A 17,431-nucleotide genomic window follows, 5' to 3' on the forward strand; every position below is an offset into this window, starting at 1 on the left:
GCCATCGCCGTCACATCTCCCGTTCTACACTGCCGACCCAATACACACTATTTCGGACACGCCGCCCGGCCGTTCGCACGGCTGCCCGACGAGCGGTGTCGCGCATTATCGCCCTGATTGCCGTGTTTCGGGACCGGTCCAGCTTACGTTGTACAACGCATCGGGGTTCGCCAGGGTGTCCTGCACATCACGAGAACACACCGATTGGCCCCAAGCTTCCTGGAAAGGGCCGGAGTTGACGTTTCCTTTGCAGACGCGGGGCCCCGCCGGAACAGTTCCGCCGGGGCCCTGGCCGAGCCGGGCTACTTGCCGGTGAACTTCTCGTACTCCTTGAGCACCTCGTCGGTCGGGCCGTCCATGCGCAGTTCGCCGCGCTCCAGCCACAGCACGCGGTTGCAGGTGTCGCGGATGGACTTGTTGTTGTGGCTGACCAGGAACACCGTGCCGGCCTCCTTGCGCAGCTCCCGGATGCGGTCCTCGGACCGCTTCTGGAACTTGCGGTCACCGGTGGCCAGCGCCTCGTCGATCATCAGGACGTCGTGGTCCTTGGCCGCGGCGATGGAGAACCGCAGCCGGGCCGCCATGCCGGAGGAGTAGGTGCGCATGGGCAGGGTGATGAAGTCGCCCTTCTCGTTGATCCCGGAGAAGTCGACGATGTCCTGGTAGCGCTCCTTGATCTCCTCGCGGGACATGCCCATGGCGAGGCCGCCCAATATGACGTTGCGCTCGCCGGTGAGGTCGTTCATCAGGGCCGCGTTGACGCCGAGCAGCGAGGGCTGGCCGTCGGTGTAGACCTTGCCCTGCTCGGCGGGCAGCAGGCCCGCGATGGCACGCAGCAGGGTCGACTTGCCGGAGCCGTTGGAGCCGATCAGGCCGATGGCCTCGCCCCGGTAGGCGACGAAGGAGACACCGCGCACGGCATGCACCTTGCGCACTCCGCGGGCCGCGTCGTCGGAGCCCCGCTTGAGGATGCGGCTGAGGGCGGCGGTGGCGCTGCCCTTGCCGGTCTTGGCGCCGTTGACGCGGTAGACGATGTGCAGGTCGTCCGCGATGACGGTGGGGATCCGCGCGTCCTGGTGCTCAGCCACGGCCGTACCTCTCCTCCGCCTTCCAGAAGTACACGAAGCCGCCGACCGCGAACAGCACGGCCCAGCCGCCCGCGACCGCCCAGACATGGTCGGGCAGGTACTGCGAGCCGTAGTCGTCGATGAGGGCGAAGCGCATCAGGTCCATGTAGATCGCGGCCGGGTTCCACTGCAGGACGTTGGCGATCCAGGCCGGCTTGTCCGCCAGGAAGATCGGGATGGAGAACATCACGCCGGACGCGTACATCCACGTCCGCATCACGAACGGCATCAGCTGCGCGAGGTCGGGGGTCTTGGCACCCGCCCGGGCCATGATCAGCGCGAGGCCGGTGTTGAAGCAGAACTGCAGGACGAGCACCGGCACGATCAGCACCCAGGACAGGTCCGGGTAGTGGCCGAAGCCGATCGCGACGGCGAACAGCACGATCATCGAGAACAGCAGCTGCTGGAGCTGCTGCAGCGCGAAGGAGACGGGCAGCGCGGCGCGCGGGAAGTGCAGGGCGCGGACCAGGCCGAGGTTGCCGGAGATCGCGCGCACGCCCGCCATCACCGAGCTCTGCGTGAAGGTGAACACGAACACGCCCGTGACCAGGAACGGGATGTAGACGTCACGGGACATGCCCCGGTCGGCTTCCAGGAGCAGGCCGAAGATGAAGAAGTACACCGCCGCGTTGAGCAGCGGCGTGGCCACCTGCCACAGCTGGCCGAGCTTGGCCTGGCTGTACTGCGCGGTCAGCTTCGCCTGGGAGAAGGCGAGGATGAAGTGCCGCCGTCCCCAGAGCTGACGGACGTACTCGATGAGTGACGGCCGGGCGCCGCTCACGCTCAGCCCGTGCTTTTCGGCGAGCTCCCTCGCCGTGAGGCCCTCGTCGGGCGCCGCGGGCGCGCTCACCGCGACCGGGGCGTCGTGCGTTGTCTCACTCACTAGTGGAAACTTTCGTCTTCGAGATGCGCGGCCTGTGCGGGCCTGGCATGAGCCGGGGGCCAGGGTACGGCCCCTCCGGTACTCCCGGATTCTCGCGGTACGAGCTTGTCAGATGACGGGGGGCCGGCCCAGTCGGGTCAGCCGCCACACCGTACGCCACTTCATGGGCCTGCGGGGGCCGCAGGGGGTGGCCCAGCCCTCGCGGAATCCGCCGAACCAGGCCCGCAGCGCGCGGCGGGAGGGGCGGCGCAGAAGAGTGAGCAGCAGCCACACCCCGAGGTAGACGGGGACGAGGGGCGCGGGGAGGTTGCGGCGGGCCAGCCAGACGCGGTTGCGGGCGACCATGCGGTGGTAGACCGCGTGCCGCGAGGGGGCGGTCGTCGGGTGGTACAGCACCATGTCGGACCGGTAGTCGATCATCCAGCCGGCGTCCAGGGCGCGCCAGGCGAGGTCGGTCTCCTCGTGGGCGTAGAAGAACGCGTCGGGCAGTGCGCCGACGTCGGCGAAGACGCGGGTGCGGACGGCGTTGGCGCCGCCCAGGAACGTGGTGACCCGGGAGGAGCGCATCGGGTCGGCGGCGCGCAGCCGGGGGACGTGGCGGCGCTGGGTGACGCCGGTGTCCGGGTCGGCTATGCGGAAGCTGATGATGCCGAGCCTGGGGTCGGCCTCGAACGCCTTGCGGCACAGCTCGGCGGTGTCGTGGCTCGCGAGGAGCCCGTCGTCGTCGAGGAAGAGCAGGACGTCGACGTCCCGGCCGGACGGGCCGAAGGCCTCGATGCCGACGTTGCGGCCGCCGGGGATGCCGAGGTTCTCGGGCAGCTCGATGGTGCGCACGCCCTCGGGGACGTCCGGGACGGGCGAGCCGTTGCCGACGACGACCACCTCGACCGGGTCGCCGTCCTGCTTGGCGACCGAGTCGAGGAGGGCGCGCAGCTCGTCGGGGCGGTTGCCCATGGTGATGATGACGGCGCCGACCTTCATGCCGCTCACTTCAGCCTGCTCGAAGCGAGGATGGAGACGAGGTGCAGCAGCGTCTGCACCAGGGCGATGCCGGCCAGCACGGCCACGCCGAGCCGGGAGAAGAACAGGTCGCCGCGGGCCTGGTCGACGATCGCCAGGACCAGGATCAGCAGGGAGGCCTCGATGCCGAGGATGAGGCGGTGGAACTTGAGGAAGGCGGCGGCCTTGCGGGCCAGCGCCATGCCGGAGGAGCGCATCTCGGCGGCGGCCTCCTGCACCGGCGGCTTGCCGGCCTGGTGGCGGGCGACGCCGACGAGGTCGGTCTCGGCCTTGATGAGGATGGCGCCGAGGGCGGCCAGGGTGCCGAGGAAGGCCCACAGCCAGTCGATGCGGCCGCTGCCCCACAGGTCGGCGGCGCGCAGGCCGAAGCCGGTGAGCACCGCGGCGTCGGTGAGGTAGGCGCCGACGCGGTCAAGGTAGACGCCGCCCAGCGAGTACTGCTTCTTCCAGCGCGCGATCTCGCCGTCGACGCAGTCCAGCAGCAGGTACATCTGGACGCACACCACACCGAGGACGGCGCCCGGGATCCCCGGCACGAGCAGTGCCGGGGCCGCGAGCACACCGAAGACGGTCATCAGGTACGTGAGCTGGTTGGGCGTGACCCTGGTGTTGACCAGGTAGCGGTCGACCCGCAGGGACACCTCACGCATGTAGAGGCGTCCCATCCAGTGCTCACCGCTGCGCCGGTCCTTCACCCCGGCGGGGTGAACGACGGGGCGTAGTTCAGCTACCGATGGCCTTGACATAGTCGGTGTAGGTGTCCTTGATCTGTTCGGGGTTCAGGTCGAGGTGTTCGAGGATGGTGTAGCGGCCGGGCCGGGTCTCGGGGGCGAACTCGACGGCCTTGACGAACTCGTCCGTCGTGAAGCCGATCTCGTCCGGCAGCACGGGCAGCCCGTGGCGGCGCAGTACCTCCGCCATGTACGCCGACTCCTCGTGCGCCCCGCGCAGCCACATCGCGAAGGCCGCGCCGAGACCGCACTGCTCGCCGTGGGCGGCGGCCCGCTTCGGGTAGAGCAGGTCGAAGGCGTGGTTGATCTCGTGGCACGCCCCGGAGGACGGCCGCGAGTCGCCCGAGACCGACATGGCGATGCCGCTGAGGACGAGCGCCTCGGCGAGCACCTGGAGGAAGTCGTTGTCCCCGATGCCGCCCGGGTGCCGCAGCACGGCTTCCCCGGCCTGGCGGGCCATGGCCGCGGCGAGGCCGTCGATCCGCTCGCCCTTGACCCGGTTGGCCAGCTCCCAGTCGGCGATCGCCGAGATGTTGGAGACGGCGTCGCCGATGCCGGCGCGGACGAAGCGGACCGGGGCCTCACGGATGACGTCCAGGTCGATGACGACCGCGATCGGGTTCGGCACGCCGTAGGAGCCGCGGCCCGCGTCGTTGTCGAGGGTGGCGACCGGCGAGCACAGGCCGTCGTGCGCGAGGTTCGTCGGCACGGCGACCAGGGGCAGGCCGACGCGTGCCGCGGCGAACTTGGCGCAGTCGATGATCTTGCCGCCGCCGAGGCCGACGACCGCGTCGTAGTGGCCGGCCTTTATGTCGCTCGCCAGCCGGACCGCGTCGTCGAGGGTGCCGCCGCCGACCTCGTACCAGGTGGCGCCGGGCATGCTCGGCGAGATGCGCTCGCGCAGCTTCGCGCCCGAGCCGCCGCTGACGGCCACGGCGAGGCGGCCGGAGTGCGAGATGCGTTCGTCGGCGAGGACGCACGCCAGGTCGTCGAGGGCACCCGGGCGGATGTCCACGACGAGCGGCGAGGGGATCAGCCGGGTCAGTACTGGCATGCGATCTCCCGTCCCCGGGCGAGATCATCGTGGTTGTCGATCTCCACCCAGTCGACGTCGCCGATGGGCGCCACGTCGATGCGGAAGCCGCGGTTGACCAGCTCCTGGTAGCCGTGCTCGTAGAACTGCTGCGGGTCGGTCTCCCAGACGGCCTTGAGCGCGTCGGCCAGCTCGGGTGCCGCGTCGCCCTCGATGAGGGTGACGCCGATGTACTCGCCGGTGGCCTCGGCGGGGTCCATCAGCTTGGTGATCTTCGTCATGCCCCGGGCGGGGTCGACGACGACCTTCATCTCCTCGTCGGCGAGCTGCTTGACCGTGTCGAGGGCCAGGATGATCTTCTTGCCGTCGCCGCGGGCGGCGAGCAGCGTCTTCTCGACGGAGACCGGGTGGACGGTGTCGCCGTTGGCGAGGATCACGCCGTCCTTGAGGGCGTCACGCCCGCACCACAGGGAGTAGGCGTTGTTCCACTCCTCGGCCTTGTCGTTGTCGATGAGGGTGAGCTTGAGGCCGTACTTCGCCTCCAGCGCCTCCTTGCGCGCGTAGACGGCCTCCTTGCGGTAGCCGACGATGACCGCGGCTTCGGTGAGGCCGACCTCGGCGAAGTTGGCGAGAGTCAGGTCGAGAACCGTGGGTTCGCCCTCTATGCCCGCAGGACCCACCGGCACCAGCGCCTTGGGAAGGCTGTCGGTGTAGGGGCGCAGACGCCGTCCGGCGCCGGCCGCCAGCACGAGGCCGATCATGCGGGTTCTCCTTCATCGTGTACGGCGGGTGCGCCACCCTGGTGGGCGGCGACCCAGAAGCGGATGCTCTCGACGAGCACCACCAGGGCCACGGCCACGGCGAGGACCGTGAGCGCGACCGTGAACTGCGAGGCGGTGAGCAGCGCGGCGAGGACGGTGACGAGCAGCGTCCGTCCCTCGTGCCCCCCGATGGAACGCACCAGCCAGGCGGGGGGCGCTCCGGCGTTGCCGCGGATGCGGTACACCGTGTCGTAGTGATGGTAGGCGACCGCGGCCACCAGCCCGAAAGCCGCAGGAAGGGCTCCGTTCACGTCCGCTTTCGCCGCCAGGACGAGGACGGTGCCGTACTCGGCGGCGCGCAGGAAGGGCGGGACGAGCCAGTCGAGGGCGCCCTTGAGCGGGCGGGCGACGGCGAGGCCCGAGGTCAGGGCGTAGGCGAGCGCGGCGACGACCGGCCAGGGGCCGCCGAAGCCGGTCAGCGCGGACGTGAGGACGACGGCGAGACCGCCGAGGAGGGCGACGGCGGGCGCCGTGAAGCCCGGCAGGCCGCGGGCGGGCTTCTTGAGCGCCTCGGCGCAGCCCTGGGCGAGCGGCCCGCTGTCCGCCAGGTCGGCCAGCGCGGTGGCCGCGCGGTCGGTTCGGCGGGCCTTGCGGGTCAGGGAGCGCAGCACGCGGCCCGCCGTGGTGTACGTCGCCGCGAAGGCGCAGCCGACGAGCAGCGCGTAGAAGGTGATGCGGGGCGTGGTGACGGCCGTGAGGACCGCGATCATCGCCCAGCGCTCGCCGATGGGCAGGACGATCATGCGGCGCACCCACACCGTCCAGCCGACGCTGTCGAGCTTGTCGGACAGGGCCGCGGTGGGGCTGGTGTTGGCGGTGGCGTCGTGGTTGGCCTCGTTGAAGGAGAAGTCCACGACGTGCCGGCAGGTCTGCAGGACCATCGCCCCGAGGGCGAGCGCCCAGACGTCGTCGCCGCCGCGGGCGGCGCCGAGGGCGAGCCCGGCGTAGTAGGCGTACTCCTTTGCCCGGTCGAAGGTGGCGTCGAGCCAGGCGCCGAGCGTGGAGTACTGCAGCGAGTAGCGGGCGAGCTGACCGTCGGTGCAGTCCAGCACGAAGGACGCGATCAGCAGGACACCGGCCGCGACGAAACCGCCGCGGGTGCCCGTGGCCGCGCAGGCCGCCGCTATGAGGGCGGTGAGCAGCGAGGCGGTGGTGACCTGGTTCGGGGTGAGGCCCCGGCGGGCGCACCAGCGGGCGATGTACCGGGAGTACGGGCTGATGCAGTAGGTGGTGAAGAAGCCGTCGCGGGCCTTCACGGCCGACTTCAGGCGTACGGCCTCGTCGTCGACGTCCGCGACCGCCTGGCGTGCCTCGTTGCGGGCCTGCGGGTCGGTGGGGACGGCGGCGACCAGGGTGCCCAGCTCGGGGCGGTGCACGTCGGTGCCGTCGGCGTCCAGGGCGGTGAGGATGCGGTCGGCGAGGCTGTCGACCAGGGTGGTGCCGCCACCCGCGGAGTTCTCGCGGGCCATGGCCCGGGTGAGGGCCTGGCGGCCGGCCGGGCGGGCGGTGACCGCGCCGGGGATCGCGGCGAGCGGGAAGCGCGGGTCGGTGAGGCCGAGGCGCAGCGCGTGCACGTGCCCGACGAACCGGGCGTCGACCAGGGCGACGCGCTCGTCGCCCGGCACCTCGGCGAGGACGGTCTCGGCCTCGGCGGCGTCGGCCGCGACCCGGACGTCGAACCCGAGGGACCGCAGGTCGGTCTCGATCGACGATCCGGGGACCGGCTGACCGGTGAGGATGGCGGTCGGCAACCGAATTCACTCCCTGGTACCGGCGCGTCCGCGCCGGTGATGTGCACGATGGGGGCGCCCGCGCCGGTGGCTCCCGGGCGGCTGTCGGCAGAGGCTATCGGATGCCGGGAAGGGCGTGTTCACCACCCGTTCGGCGGATGGATCGACGCAGTTCGCCCCAGCCCTTGCCGCGATCATCATTGTGGATCCGGGGGCCGCCCCACAAACCGGCCCTGCCGTACCGGACATCGGGGACATTGCGCAGCCCGCGCCGGGGGCGGCATAGGGTGGGCGACCATGACTTGGCTGATCACCGGCGGGGCCGGCTACATCGGGGCCCACGTGGCCAGGGCCATGACGGAGGCCGGGGAGCGCGTGGTGGCGCTGGACGACCTGTCGGCCGGGGTGCCCGCGCGACTGCCGTCCGGCGTGCCGCTCGTGCGGGGCTCCTCGCTGGACGGGGAGCTGCTGAAGCGGGTGTGCGCGGAGCACGGCGTGACGGGTGTGGTGCATCTCGCGGCGCGCAAGCAGGTCGCCGAGTCCGTCGCGCAGCCCACGCGGTACTACCGGGAGAACGTGGGCGGCCTGGCGACGCTGCTGGACGCGGTGGCCGAGGCGGGGATCGGACGGTTCGTCTTCTCGTCCTCGGCGGCGGTGTACGGCGACCCGGGTGTGGACCTCATCACGGAGGACACGCCCTGCGCGCCGGTGAACCCGTACGGCGAGACCAAGCTCGCCGGGGAGTGGCTGGTGCGGGCGGCGGGCCGCGCGCACGGCATCTCCACCGTGTGCCTGCGGTATTTCAACGTGGCGGGGGCGGCCGCGCCCGAGCTGGCGGACACGGGGGTGTTCAACATCGTCCCGATGGTCTTCGACCGGCTGACCCGCGACGAGGCGCCGCGGATCTTCGGCGACGACTACCCGACCCCGGACGGCACCTGTGTCCGTGACTACATCCATGTCGCCGACCTGGCCGAGGCGCACCTCGCCGCGGCGCGGCGGCTCGCTGGGGACGGGGTCGCGGGCGATCTGACGGTCAACATCGGCCGCGGCGAGGGCGTCTCCGTGCGGGAGCTGATCACGGTCATCGGCGAGGTCACCGGCGACCGGCGGTCCCCGGTCGTGGAGCCCCGGCGGCCCGGGGACGCGCCGCGGGCGGTCGCGTCCGCCGCGCGGGCGGCCGCGGAGCTCGGCTGGACCGCCCGGCGCGGGGTGCGCGAGATGGCCGAGTCGGCCTGGCGCGGCTGGCTGCTGCACCACGGTTCCTGACGATCGGCGCCGCCCTGACCTGCGTGTCGTTTGCGCAGGTCAGATCACATGACAACGGTGTTCAGTGCCGCGTTGCACATACCCCCTCCCCGTAGTTCACTGGGGTGCCCGGGCAGGATGTGGCGGACGCGGGAGGGTGGCTTTTCATGGGGGCTGGGCACGATCACGGGCACGCGCACGGCGGGCCGGGCGCCACGGCGACCTCGGCGTACCGGGGCCGGCTGCGGGTCGCGCTGGCGATCACGCTCGGCATCGTGGCGGTCCAGATCGTCGGGGGCGTCCTCGCCGACTCGCTGGCGCTCGTCGCGGACTCGGCACACATGGCGACGGACGCGCTGGGCCTGGCCATGGCGCTGCTCGCGATCCACTTCGCGAACCGCCCGCCGAGCGAACGGGCCACTTTCGGCTACGCGCGCGCCGAGATCCTGGCCGCCCTGGCCAACTGTGTGCTGCTGCTCGGGGCCGGTGGATACGTGGTGTACGAGTCGGTGCAGCGTTTCCTCACCCCCGCGCAGACCGAGGGCCGGCTGGCGCTGCTGTTCGGTGTGATCGGCCTGGTCGCGAACCTGGTGTCGCTGGCCCTGCTGATGCGGGGCCAGAAGGAGAGCCTGAACGTGCGCGGCGCGTTCCTGGAGGTGGCGGCGGACGCCCTGGGGTCGGTGACGGTGATCGTCTCCGCCGTGGTGATCATGCTCACGGGCTGGCAGGCGGCCGACCCGATCGCCTCGCTCGTGATCGCGCTGATGATCGTGCCGCGGACCCTGAAGCTGCTGCGCGAGACCCTCGACGTGCTGCTGGAGGCGGCCCCGAAGGGCGTCGACATGGCCGAGGTGCGGGCGCACATCCTCGCCACGGACGGGGTGGAGGACGTCCACGACCTGCACGCGTGGACGATCACCTCGGGCATGCCGGTGCTGTCGGCCCACGTCGTCGTCAGCTCGGAGGCGCTGAGCGCCATAGGCCACGAGAAGATGCTGCACGAGTTGCAGAACTGCCTCGGCGACCACTTCGACGTGGAGCACTGCACCTTCCAGCTGGAGCCGGGCGGGCACGCGCAGCACGAGGCGCACCTCTGCCACTGACGGGACCGGTGGGGCGTGTGCCGACTGGTGTGCGCCGGGGTACGCAGCCCTACGGCGTGCGCCCGCGCCCAGGCTTTCACCACGTCCGCGGGAACGATTTTCGGCCCATCGGGCCGGGCACGATCCCTTACCTGGGTCCCTGTCCCGGCGTCCCAGCGGCGCCACCCGCGTCCCCGCGCCGCCGCGCGGGACATGCGGGCGCAGCGAAGTGCCGGGAGTGCCGGATTCGTACGGCAGACTTGGGGCGCGAAGACCGATGTGAAGGATGGGTATGCCGATCACACCTGCCACCGCGACGCACAGCCCGTCGAACGGCACCGCGGACGCGATTTTGCTGGAACTGGTCGACGAGGACGGCGTGACGATCGGCACCGCTGAGAAGCTCGCCGCCCACCAGCCGCCCGGGCAACTGCACCGCGCGTTCTCGGTGTTCCTCTTCGACGAGTACGGCCGGCTGCTGCTCCAGCAGCGCGCGCTGGGCAAGTACCACTCCCCCGGGGTGTGGTCCAACACCTGCTGCGGCCACCCCTACCCGGGCGAGGCGCCCTTCGCCGCGGCGGCGCGGCGCACGTTCGAGGAGCTCGGCGCCTCCCCGTCCCTGCTGGCCGAGGCGGGCACCGTGCGCTACAACCACCCGGATCCGGAGTCGGGGCTGGTGGAGCAGGAGTACAACCACCTCTTCGTCGGCATGGTGCAGGCCGTGCTGCGGCCGGACCCGGAGGAGGTGGCGTCGACGGCGTTCGTGACGCCGCCGGAGCTGGCGGAGCGGCACGCCAAGGACACGTTCTCGGCCTGGTTCATGACCGTCCTGGACGCCGCCCGGCCGGCGATCAGGGAGCTGACGGGCACCTCGGCCGGCTGGTGAGGCGAGGGCCCGCCGGCCCCGGCTAGGAGAAGGGGCCGGGCCGGAGCGGCAGGGCGGCCCAGATCACCTTGCCGCCGCTCGCGGTGTACTCGACCTCGCACACACCGCCCGCCTCGCGGGTGATCTCGCGGACGAGCAGCAGACCACGGCCCCCGGTCCGGCCGTGGTCGGTCTCCAGCGCCGTCGGCCGGTAGGGGTGGTTGTCCTCCACGGACACGCGCAGCCACTCGGCGCCGACGGCCAGTTCGACCGCGATCGTCGGCGACAGCACGGCCGCGTGCTTCACGGCGTTCGTCACCAGTTCCGAGACGATCAGCAGCAGCCCCTGGGCCAGGTCGTCCGGGACGGGCACCCCCTGACGGCGCAGCAGGTCCCGTACGGCGTGCCGCGCCTGCGGGACCGAGGCGTCGACGGCCGGTGCGGTGAACCGCCAGACTCCTTCGTACGGCAGCGGATCCACCGGCCCGGGACCGAGGGGCGCCGCGCCGCCCTGTGGGCGTGGGCCGGACCCGCGCCCGTCGTCGTCCATCGTCCGGTCGCCACCCTCGCGCTCGATTGTCGCCACACCCCGAGTGTTGGTAACGATGCGCTCCGCACCGCGGGGCTGACCAGAAGTCAGCACGTATCGAGCACTTCTGACCGTTGGCGTATGACACGGTCAGTTGTGGGACTGGTCCTGTCCTTGTTTGTGCCGTCTTGGCGAACTATTCGGGTTGTACGGGTTTGGCCTCCGGATAGCATCCGGCGCATGGATCCGCAGTTGCAGCACAGCGTGGCCGAGTCGGTCGCGACCGTCGTCATCAGCCACCCGGAGAAGCGCAACGCCATGACGGCCGCGATGTGGCGCGCGCTGCCCCCGCTGCTCGGGGAGCTCGCGGACGACCCGGCGGTGCGGGTGCTGGTGCTGACCGGGGAGGGCGGGACGTTCTGCGCCGGGGCCGACATCTCCACGCTGCGCGGGTCGCCTCAGGAGGCGCAGGGGCTGGCCGTGCGCGCCGAGGAGGCGCTCGCGGCGTTCCCCAAGCCGACGCTCGCGGCGATCCGCGGCCACTGTGTGGGCGGCGGCGCGCAACTGGCGGCGGCCTGTGATCTGCGCTTCGCCGAGGAGGGCGCGCTCTTCGGGGTGACGCCCGCGAAGCTCGGCATCGTGTACCCCTCGTCCTCGACCCGGCGGCTGGTGTCCCTGGTGGGGCCCGCCACCGCCAAGTACCTGTTGTTCTCCGGGGAACTGATCGACGCCGAGCGGGCGTTGCGCACCGGTCTCGTGGACGAGGTGCTGCCCGCGGGCGGGCTCGGCAAGCGGGTGGCGGAGTTCGCCCGGGTCCTGGTGTCCCGTTCGCAGCTGACGCAGGCGGCGGCCAAGGAGTTCGCGGACGGCCGCACGGACCGGGACGCGCACTGGGCCGCGCAGGCCCGCGCGAGCGGCGACACCGCGGAGGGGGTCGCCGCGTTCCTGGAGCGCAGGCAGCCGCGGTTCGGCTGGAGCGTGCCTACGTCAGGATGAGCCCGGCGTGGGTGCGCAGCAGGTCGACGAGGTGCGCGGGGGCCTTCTCGGGGGAACCGGCGTCGTAGGGCGGCTGCGGGTCGTACTCGGTGGCGAGCTGGACGATCCGCGCATGGTCGTCGCCGGCGATCCGGCCGAGCAGGGTCAGCCCCATGTCGATGCCGGCGGAGACTCCGGCGGCGGTGACGTACTTGCCGTCGGTGACGACCCGCTCCCCCGTCGGCTCGGCACCGTGGCGGGCCAGCTCCTCCAGGGCCAGCCAGTGGGAGGTCGCGCGGCGGCCCCGCAGGAGTCCGGCGGCGCCGAGCAGCAGGGAGCCGGTGCACACGGACGTGGTCCAGGTGCTGGTGGCGTCGGCGGTGCGCAGCCAGGAGAGAAGGGGGCCGTCCGGCGCGAGCGGGAGCGGGCCGGGGCCGCCGGGCACGACGACGATGTCGGGGCTCGGCACGTCGGCCAGGGCCCGGTCGGCGGTGAGCGCGAGGCTGCCCGTGTCGCTGCGCACGGGACCGGCCTCCTCGGCGACGAAGACGGTCCGCGCGCCCGGAAGCCGTCCGAGGGTCTCGTACGGGCCGACGGCGTCGAGGGCGGTGAAGCGGTCGTAGAGGACGATGGCGATCTGCATGGGGCCCCTTCGGGTCGGTGTGCGGGCTCGCCGCGGGCTCAGGGCGTGGGCGCCGGGCGGAAGCGGCGGCGGTACTCCGCCGGGGGTGCGCCCAGGGCCTTGAGGAAGGCGCGGCGCATGGCCTCCGGCGTGCCGTAGCCGCTGGTGCGGGAGATCTCCTCGATGCCGTCCGTGGTGTCCTCCAGGAGGCGGCGGGCGTGTTCGAGGCGGACGCGGTCCACGTAGCGGCCGGGTGTCATGCCGGTCTCGGCGCGGAAGGCGCGGGCGAAGTGTCGGGGCGAGAGCCGGGCCCGGGCGGCGAGGGACTCGACGGAGAGGTCGGCGTCCGGGCGCTCGACGATGTGGCGCTGCACCTCGCGCAGGGGCTCGCGCCGGGCGGTCTGGGCCGCGAGCGGGGCGCTGAACTGGGCCTGGTTGCCCGGCCGGCGCAGGAAGACCACGAGGTGCCGGGCGATGGTGAGGGCCGCGTCCCGGCCGAGGTCCTCCTCGACCAGGGCGAGCGCGAGGTCGATGCCGGCGGTGACCCCGGCCGACGTGGCGACGTGCCCGTCGCGGACGTAGACCGGGTCGGGGTCGACCTCCACGGCCGGGTGGTCGCGGGCCAGCCGGTCGCAGTACGCCCAGTGGGTCGTGGCGCGCCGGCCGTCCAGCAGCCCGGCCGCGGCGAGCACGGTCGCGCCGGTGCACACGGAGACCAGCCGCCCGGCGCGCGGCCCGTGCTCGCGCACCCAGTCGACCAGCCGCGGGTCGGGCCGCAGGCCGCCCGCCCCGCCGGGGACCAGCAGGACGTCCGGGTCCGGCGCGGCGGCCAGGGGCGCGTCCGGGACGAGGGTCAGGCCGCTGGTGGTGCGCACGGGCGCGCCGTCCAGGGAAGCCGTGCGGATCCGGTACGTGCCCGGGGCGAGCAGTTCCGCGCCAGCGAAGACCTCCACCGGTCCGGTGACGTCGAGACTCTGCACGCCGTCGAAGAGGACGGCGAGAACCGTGCGCTGGGCCATGGCGTCGATGGTGCGCGGGCGCGGGGCGTGGCCGCAATGACGAGTCCCCCACCTTTCCTGCCATGCGGCGCACGGCCAGGGAGGTCATACCAAGCGGTTGGTAACCTGCGCGGCATGACGACTGCTGCCCTGGAGCCGCGCGCCGGCCGACGCTGCCACACCGTGCTCAACTCCCTGCACGCCACGCACTACTTCTCGCCGGACCTCGGCCGGGAGCTGGGCGCCGTCGGGGTCACGGACCGGCGGGCCGTGAACTTCGCCGTGCGGTCGGCCGCCTTCGGACCGGTCGGCGCCGGGCCGGTGGCCGCGGCCTTCTACAACTACAAGTACGAGCTCGTCGCCCGGCACGTGCCCGCGGTGTGGGAGACCGTCACGCCCGGGCAGGTGCTGGCCGCACGCGCGCGTGCCGTGGACGCGACCCTGCGCCGGCTGCTCGGCGAGGAGGCACTGGCGTCGGCGGAGATGGCGGAGGCCGCCCGGCTCGCCCTGCGGGCCGCCGAGGCCTGTACGCGCGAGGCGCGGCCGCTGTACGCCGCCCACGCCGACCTGCCCGTCCCCGAGGAGCCGCATCTGCGGTACTGGCACGCGGCGACCCTGCTGCGCGAACACCGGGGCGACGGGCACCTGGCCGCTCTGATGTCCGCGGGCCTGGACGGACTCGAGGCCCTGGTGACCCATACGGCGACGGGCAAGGGCATGACGCCGAAGTGGGTGTTCGGCACCCGGGGCTGGAGCCGGCAGGAGTGGGACGCGGCGTCGGACCGGCTGCGCGAGCGGGGGCTGCTGGACGGGGACGGGGAGCTCACCGAGCGGGGCAGTGCCCTGCGCGCCGAGATCGAGCAGGAGACGGACCGCCTCGACCGGGCCCCCTACGAGCACCTGGGCCCGGAGGGCGTGGCCCGGCTGACCGAGCTGGGCGGAGGGTTCGCACGGGCCGCGGTCATGGCGGGGGCGTTCCCGGCGGACCTGATCGGCAAGGCCTGAGGGTCGGCGAAAGGCCCGCTTCACTCGCGTCCGGACGGTGCGAGCACGCGCGTTCGGGCCGTGCCGGGCACGCGTGTCCGGACCGTGCCGGGCACGCGTGTCCGGTCGTGACGCATGGTGAGGCGTCTGCGCGGTACCCGATACCTGCCGGCCGGCGCGGCCGGTGAGCGGAGAAAGGGGAATTTCGTGTTCCGTGCTATCGCAGACGTGCTGCGCCAGATCGGCGGGGCGATCGCCACCGTCGTGACGCTGCCCTTCCGGGCCCTGGCCCGGCTCTTCGGCGGGGCCTCGTCCTCCACCCGCAGCCGCAGGGCCTGACCGCCGGTTCCGGCCCGCCGCGTGCCGCCCTGATCCCCGGGTGTCGGTGTCACCTGCCACAATTGCCGCGCAACGTCAGCGGAGAAGGCGGTACGGGATCGTGACGACACCCGGGTCCAGCGGGTCCACCAGCGCAGTGTCCATCGAAGGCAGGATCGCCGAGGAGCTCGGCGTACGGGAGCGGCAGGTCAGGGCCGCCGTGGAACTGCTCGACGGCGGTTCCACGGTGCCCTTCATCGCGCGCTACCGCAAGGAAGCGACCGAGATGCTCGACGACGCGCAGCTGCGCACGATCGAGGAGCGGCTGCGCTACCTGCGGGAGCTGGAGGAGCGGCGGGCCGCGATCCTCGACTCGGTGCGCGAGCAGGGCAAGCTCACCGATGAACTCCGGGCGCGGATCCTGGGCGCCGAGACCAAGGCGCGCCTGGAGGACATCTACCTGCCGTACAAGCCCAAGCGGCGCACCAAGGCGCAGATCGCGCGCGAGGCGGGTCTGGAGCCGCTGGCGGACGGGCTGCTCGGCGACCCGACCGTCGAGCCCCTGGCCGCGGCCGCCGCGTTCGTCGACGCGGACAAGGGCGTGGCCGACCCGCAGGCCGCTCTCGACGGCGCCCGGGCCATCCTCACCGAGCGCTTCGCCGAGGACGCCGACCTCATCGGCGAGCTGCGCGAGCGCATGTGGGTGCGCGGCCGGCTCGCCGCCAAGGTGCGGGAGGGCAAGGAGGAGGCGGGCGCGAAGTTCGCCGACTACTTCGACTTCGCCGAGCCGTTCACGGAGCTGCCCTCGCACCGGATCCTGGCGATGCTCCGCGGCGAGAAGGAGGAGGTCCTCGACCTCGTCCTGGAGCCCGAGGAGCCGGCCGACGGCCCCTCGTCGTACGAGGGCATCGTCGCGCACCGGTTCGGGATCGCCGACCGGGGCCGCCCCGCCGACAAGTGGCTGACCGACACGGTCCGCTGGGCGTGGCGCACCCGCATCCTCGTCCACCTGGGCATCGACCTCCGGCTGCGGCTGCGCACGGCCGCCGAGGACGAGGCGGTGCGGGTCTTCGCGGCGAACCTGCGCGACCTGCTGCTCGCCGCACCGGCGGGCACGCGCGCGACGCTCGGCCTGGACCCCGGTTTCCGTACGGGCGTGAAGGTCGCCGTGGTGGACGCGACCGGCAAGGTCGTCGCCACGGACGTCATCCACCCGCACGTCCCGGCCAACCGGTGGGACGAGGCCATCGCCAGGCTGGCCCGGCTGGCGAAGGAGCACGCGGTCGAGCTGATCGCCATCGGCAACGGCACCGCCTCGCGCGAGACCGACAAGCTGGCCGGTGAACTGATCGCCAGGCACCCGGAGCTGAACCTCACGAAGGTGATGGTCTCCGAGGCCGGCGCCTCGGTGTACTCGGCGTCGGCGTTCGCCTCGCAGGAGCTCCCGGACATGGACGTGTCGCTGCGCGGCGCCGTGTCCATCGCCCGCCGGCTGCAGGACCCGCTCGCCGAGCTGGTGAAGATCGACCCGAAGTCGATCGGCGTCGGCCAGTACCAGCACGACCTGTCCGAGGTGAAGCTGTCGCGCTCCCTGGACGCGGTCGTGGAGGACTGTGTGAACGGCGTGGGCGTGGACGTCAACACGGCCTCGGCGCCGCTGCTCGCCCGGGTCTCCGGCATCACCTCCGGGCTCGCCGAGAACATCGTGGCGCACCGCGACCAGAACGGGCCGTTCACGTCCCGCGGTGAGCTGAAGAAGGTGGCGCGGCTCGGCCCGAAGGCCTACGAGCAGTGCGCGGGCTTCCTTCGGATCCGCGGCGGCACCGACCCGCTGGACGCCTCCAGCGTGCACCCGGAGGCCTATCCGGTGGTCCGGCGGATGGTGAAGACGGCCGGGCAGGAGGTCGCCGGGCTCATCGGCAACACGGCGGTGCTGCGCTCGCTCCGGCCGCAGGACTTCGTCGACGAGTCGTTCGGTCTGCCGACGGTGACCGACATCCTCAAGGAGCTGGAGAAGCCGGGCCGCGACCCGCGTCCGGCGTTCAAGACGGCCGTGTTCAAGGAGGGCGTCGAGAAGATCTCCGACCTGGCGTCCGGGATGGTCCTGGAGGGCGTCGTCACCAACGTCGCCGCGTTCGGGGCGTTCGTCGACGTCGGTGTCCACCAGGACGGCCTGGTCCACGTGTCCGCGATGTCGAAGACGTTCGTCAAGGACCCGCGGGACGTCGTCAAGCCCGGCGACATCGTCAAGGTGAAGGTCCTCGACGTCGACATCCCGCGCAAGCGGATCTCGCTGACGCTGCGTCTGGACGACGAGGCGGCCCCGCAGGGCGGCCAGGGCGGCGGCTCCGGCGAGCGCGAGCGCGGCCGGCGGGGCGGGCGACCGCCTCAGCAGCGGCAGGGCGGCGGCGGTCAGGGCGGTGGCCGCGGCGGCCAGGGCGGCGGTCGCGGGGGCCAGGGCGGCG

17 protein-coding genes are annotated in these 17,431 nt (G+C 72.5%); 7 read left to right on the forward strand and 10 right to left on the reverse strand.

Annotated features, from left to right (window positions below):
* Positions 1-302: 302 nt before the first annotated feature.
* From CHR28_RS21240 to CHR28_RS21270, 7 genes are all read right to left on the reverse strand, one after another.
* A complete protein-coding gene (locus tag CHR28_RS21240; RefSeq protein WP_179272510.1) occupies positions 303-1,088 on the reverse strand; it encodes an ABC transporter ATP-binding protein in 786 nt (261 codons plus the stop codon).
* Positions 1,081-2,010, reverse strand: a complete 930-nt coding sequence (locus CHR28_RS21245) for an ABC transporter permease (protein WP_094055252.1) — start codon at positions 2,008-2,010, stop codon at positions 1,081-1,083. The genes CHR28_RS21240 and CHR28_RS21245 overlap by 8 nt, the downstream gene beginning before the upstream one ends.
* 108 nt (positions 2,011-2,118) lie before the next feature.
* Positions 2,119-2,991: a glycosyltransferase family 2 protein gene (locus CHR28_RS21250; protein WP_094055253.1), complete on the reverse strand. Its 873-nt coding sequence runs from the start codon at positions 2,989-2,991 to the stop codon at positions 2,119-2,121.
* 5 nt (positions 2,992-2,996) lie between these two features.
* Entirely contained in the window at positions 2,997-3,776 is a 780-nt protein-coding gene (locus tag CHR28_RS21255; protein ID WP_094055254.1) for a CDP-alcohol phosphatidyltransferase family protein, read from the reverse strand.
* Positions 3,754-4,815 carry an iron-containing alcohol dehydrogenase family protein gene (locus CHR28_RS21260; RefSeq protein ID WP_094055255.1) on the reverse strand — a complete coding sequence of 354 codons (1,062 nt, stop codon included), beginning with the start codon at positions 4,813-4,815 and terminating at the stop codon, positions 3,754-3,756. Before CHR28_RS21260 ends, CHR28_RS21255 begins: the two co-directional genes overlap by 23 nt.
* Positions 4,803-5,555 (reverse strand): phosphocholine cytidylyltransferase family protein, encoded by a 753-nt coding sequence (locus CHR28_RS21265; RefSeq protein WP_094055256.1) that lies wholly within the window; start codon positions 5,553-5,555, stop codon positions 4,803-4,805. Before CHR28_RS21265 ends, CHR28_RS21260 begins: the two co-directional genes overlap by 13 nt.
* Positions 5,552-7,366, reverse strand: coding sequence for a DUF5941 domain-containing protein (locus tag CHR28_RS21270; RefSeq protein WP_094055257.1), 1,815 nt, complete (start codon positions 7,364-7,366; stop codon positions 5,552-5,554). Before CHR28_RS21270 ends, CHR28_RS21265 begins: the two co-directional genes overlap by 4 nt.
* Positions 7,367-7,642: 276 nt before the next feature.
* Here CHR28_RS21270 and galE point away from each other — a divergent pair, with 276 nt between their 5' ends.
* The 3 genes from galE (at position 7,643) to idi (ending at position 10,561) form a co-directional block, all read left to right on the forward strand.
* Positions 7,643-8,614 carry a UDP-glucose 4-epimerase GalE gene (galE, locus tag CHR28_RS21275; RefSeq protein ID WP_094055258.1) on the forward strand — a complete coding sequence of 324 codons (972 nt, stop codon included), beginning with the start codon at positions 7,643-7,645 and terminating at the stop codon, positions 8,612-8,614.
* A 146-nt stretch (positions 8,615-8,760) separates the two neighbouring features.
* Positions 8,761-9,696 (forward strand): cation diffusion facilitator family transporter, encoded by a 936-nt coding sequence (locus tag CHR28_RS21280; protein ID WP_094055259.1) that lies wholly within the window; start codon positions 8,761-8,763, stop codon positions 9,694-9,696.
* Between the two features lie 271 nt (positions 9,697-9,967).
* Positions 9,968-10,561 (forward strand): isopentenyl-diphosphate Delta-isomerase, encoded by a 594-nt coding sequence (gene idi / locus CHR28_RS21285; RefSeq protein WP_094055260.1) that lies wholly within the window; start codon positions 9,968-9,970, stop codon positions 10,559-10,561.
* 22 nt (positions 10,562-10,583) lie between these two features.
* On the opposite strand, the gene CHR28_RS21290 is transcribed toward idi, so the two are convergent.
* The gene (locus CHR28_RS21290; RefSeq protein WP_094055261.1) at positions 10,584-11,090 is read right to left on the reverse strand and encodes an ATP-binding protein; all 507 of its coding nucleotides are present in this window, start codon (positions 11,088-11,090) and stop codon (positions 10,584-10,586) included.
* Between the two features lie 219 nt (positions 11,091-11,309).
* On the opposite strand from CHR28_RS21290, the gene CHR28_RS21295 reads away from it, so the two are divergent.
* Complete coding sequence (locus CHR28_RS21295) at positions 11,310-12,065, forward strand: enoyl-CoA hydratase/isomerase family protein (protein ID WP_094055262.1); 756 nt, start codon at positions 11,310-11,312, stop codon at positions 12,063-12,065.
* Here CHR28_RS21295 and CHR28_RS21300 read toward each other — a convergent pair.
* Both CHR28_RS21300 and CHR28_RS21305 read right to left on the reverse strand, forming a co-directional pair.
* Positions 12,052-12,687: a DJ-1/PfpI family protein gene (locus CHR28_RS21300; protein ID WP_094055263.1), complete on the reverse strand. Its 636-nt coding sequence runs from the start codon at positions 12,685-12,687 to the stop codon at positions 12,052-12,054. The genes CHR28_RS21295 and CHR28_RS21300 overlap by 14 nt on opposite strands.
* A gap of 38 nt (positions 12,688-12,725) precedes the next feature.
* Complete coding sequence (locus tag CHR28_RS21305; RefSeq protein WP_094055264.1) at positions 12,726-13,685, reverse strand: GlxA family transcriptional regulator; 960 nt, start codon at positions 13,683-13,685, stop codon at positions 12,726-12,728.
* A gap of 114 nt (positions 13,686-13,799) precedes the next feature.
* On the opposite strand from CHR28_RS21305, the gene CHR28_RS21310 reads away from it, so the two are divergent.
* The 3 genes from CHR28_RS21310 to CHR28_RS21320 all read left to right on the forward strand — a co-directional run.
* Positions 13,800-14,669: an SCO6745 family protein gene (locus tag CHR28_RS21310; protein WP_179272511.1), complete on the forward strand. Its 870-nt coding sequence runs from the start codon at positions 13,800-13,802 to the stop codon at positions 14,667-14,669.
* Between the two features lie 186 nt (positions 14,670-14,855).
* Positions 14,856-14,987, forward strand: coding sequence for an LPFR motif small protein (locus CHR28_RS38425; RefSeq protein WP_252100478.1), 132 nt, complete (start codon positions 14,856-14,858; stop codon positions 14,985-14,987).
* Between the two features lie 100 nt (positions 14,988-15,087).
* A partial coding sequence (locus tag CHR28_RS21320) for a Tex family protein (protein ID WP_094055280.1) occupies positions 15,088-17,431 on the forward strand: 2,344 nt, incomplete at its 3' end.

This window comes from Streptomyces sp. XY006 (assembly GCF_002237655.1).
GTDB lineage: Bacteria > Actinomycetota > Actinomycetes > Streptomycetales > Streptomycetaceae > Streptomyces > Streptomyces levis.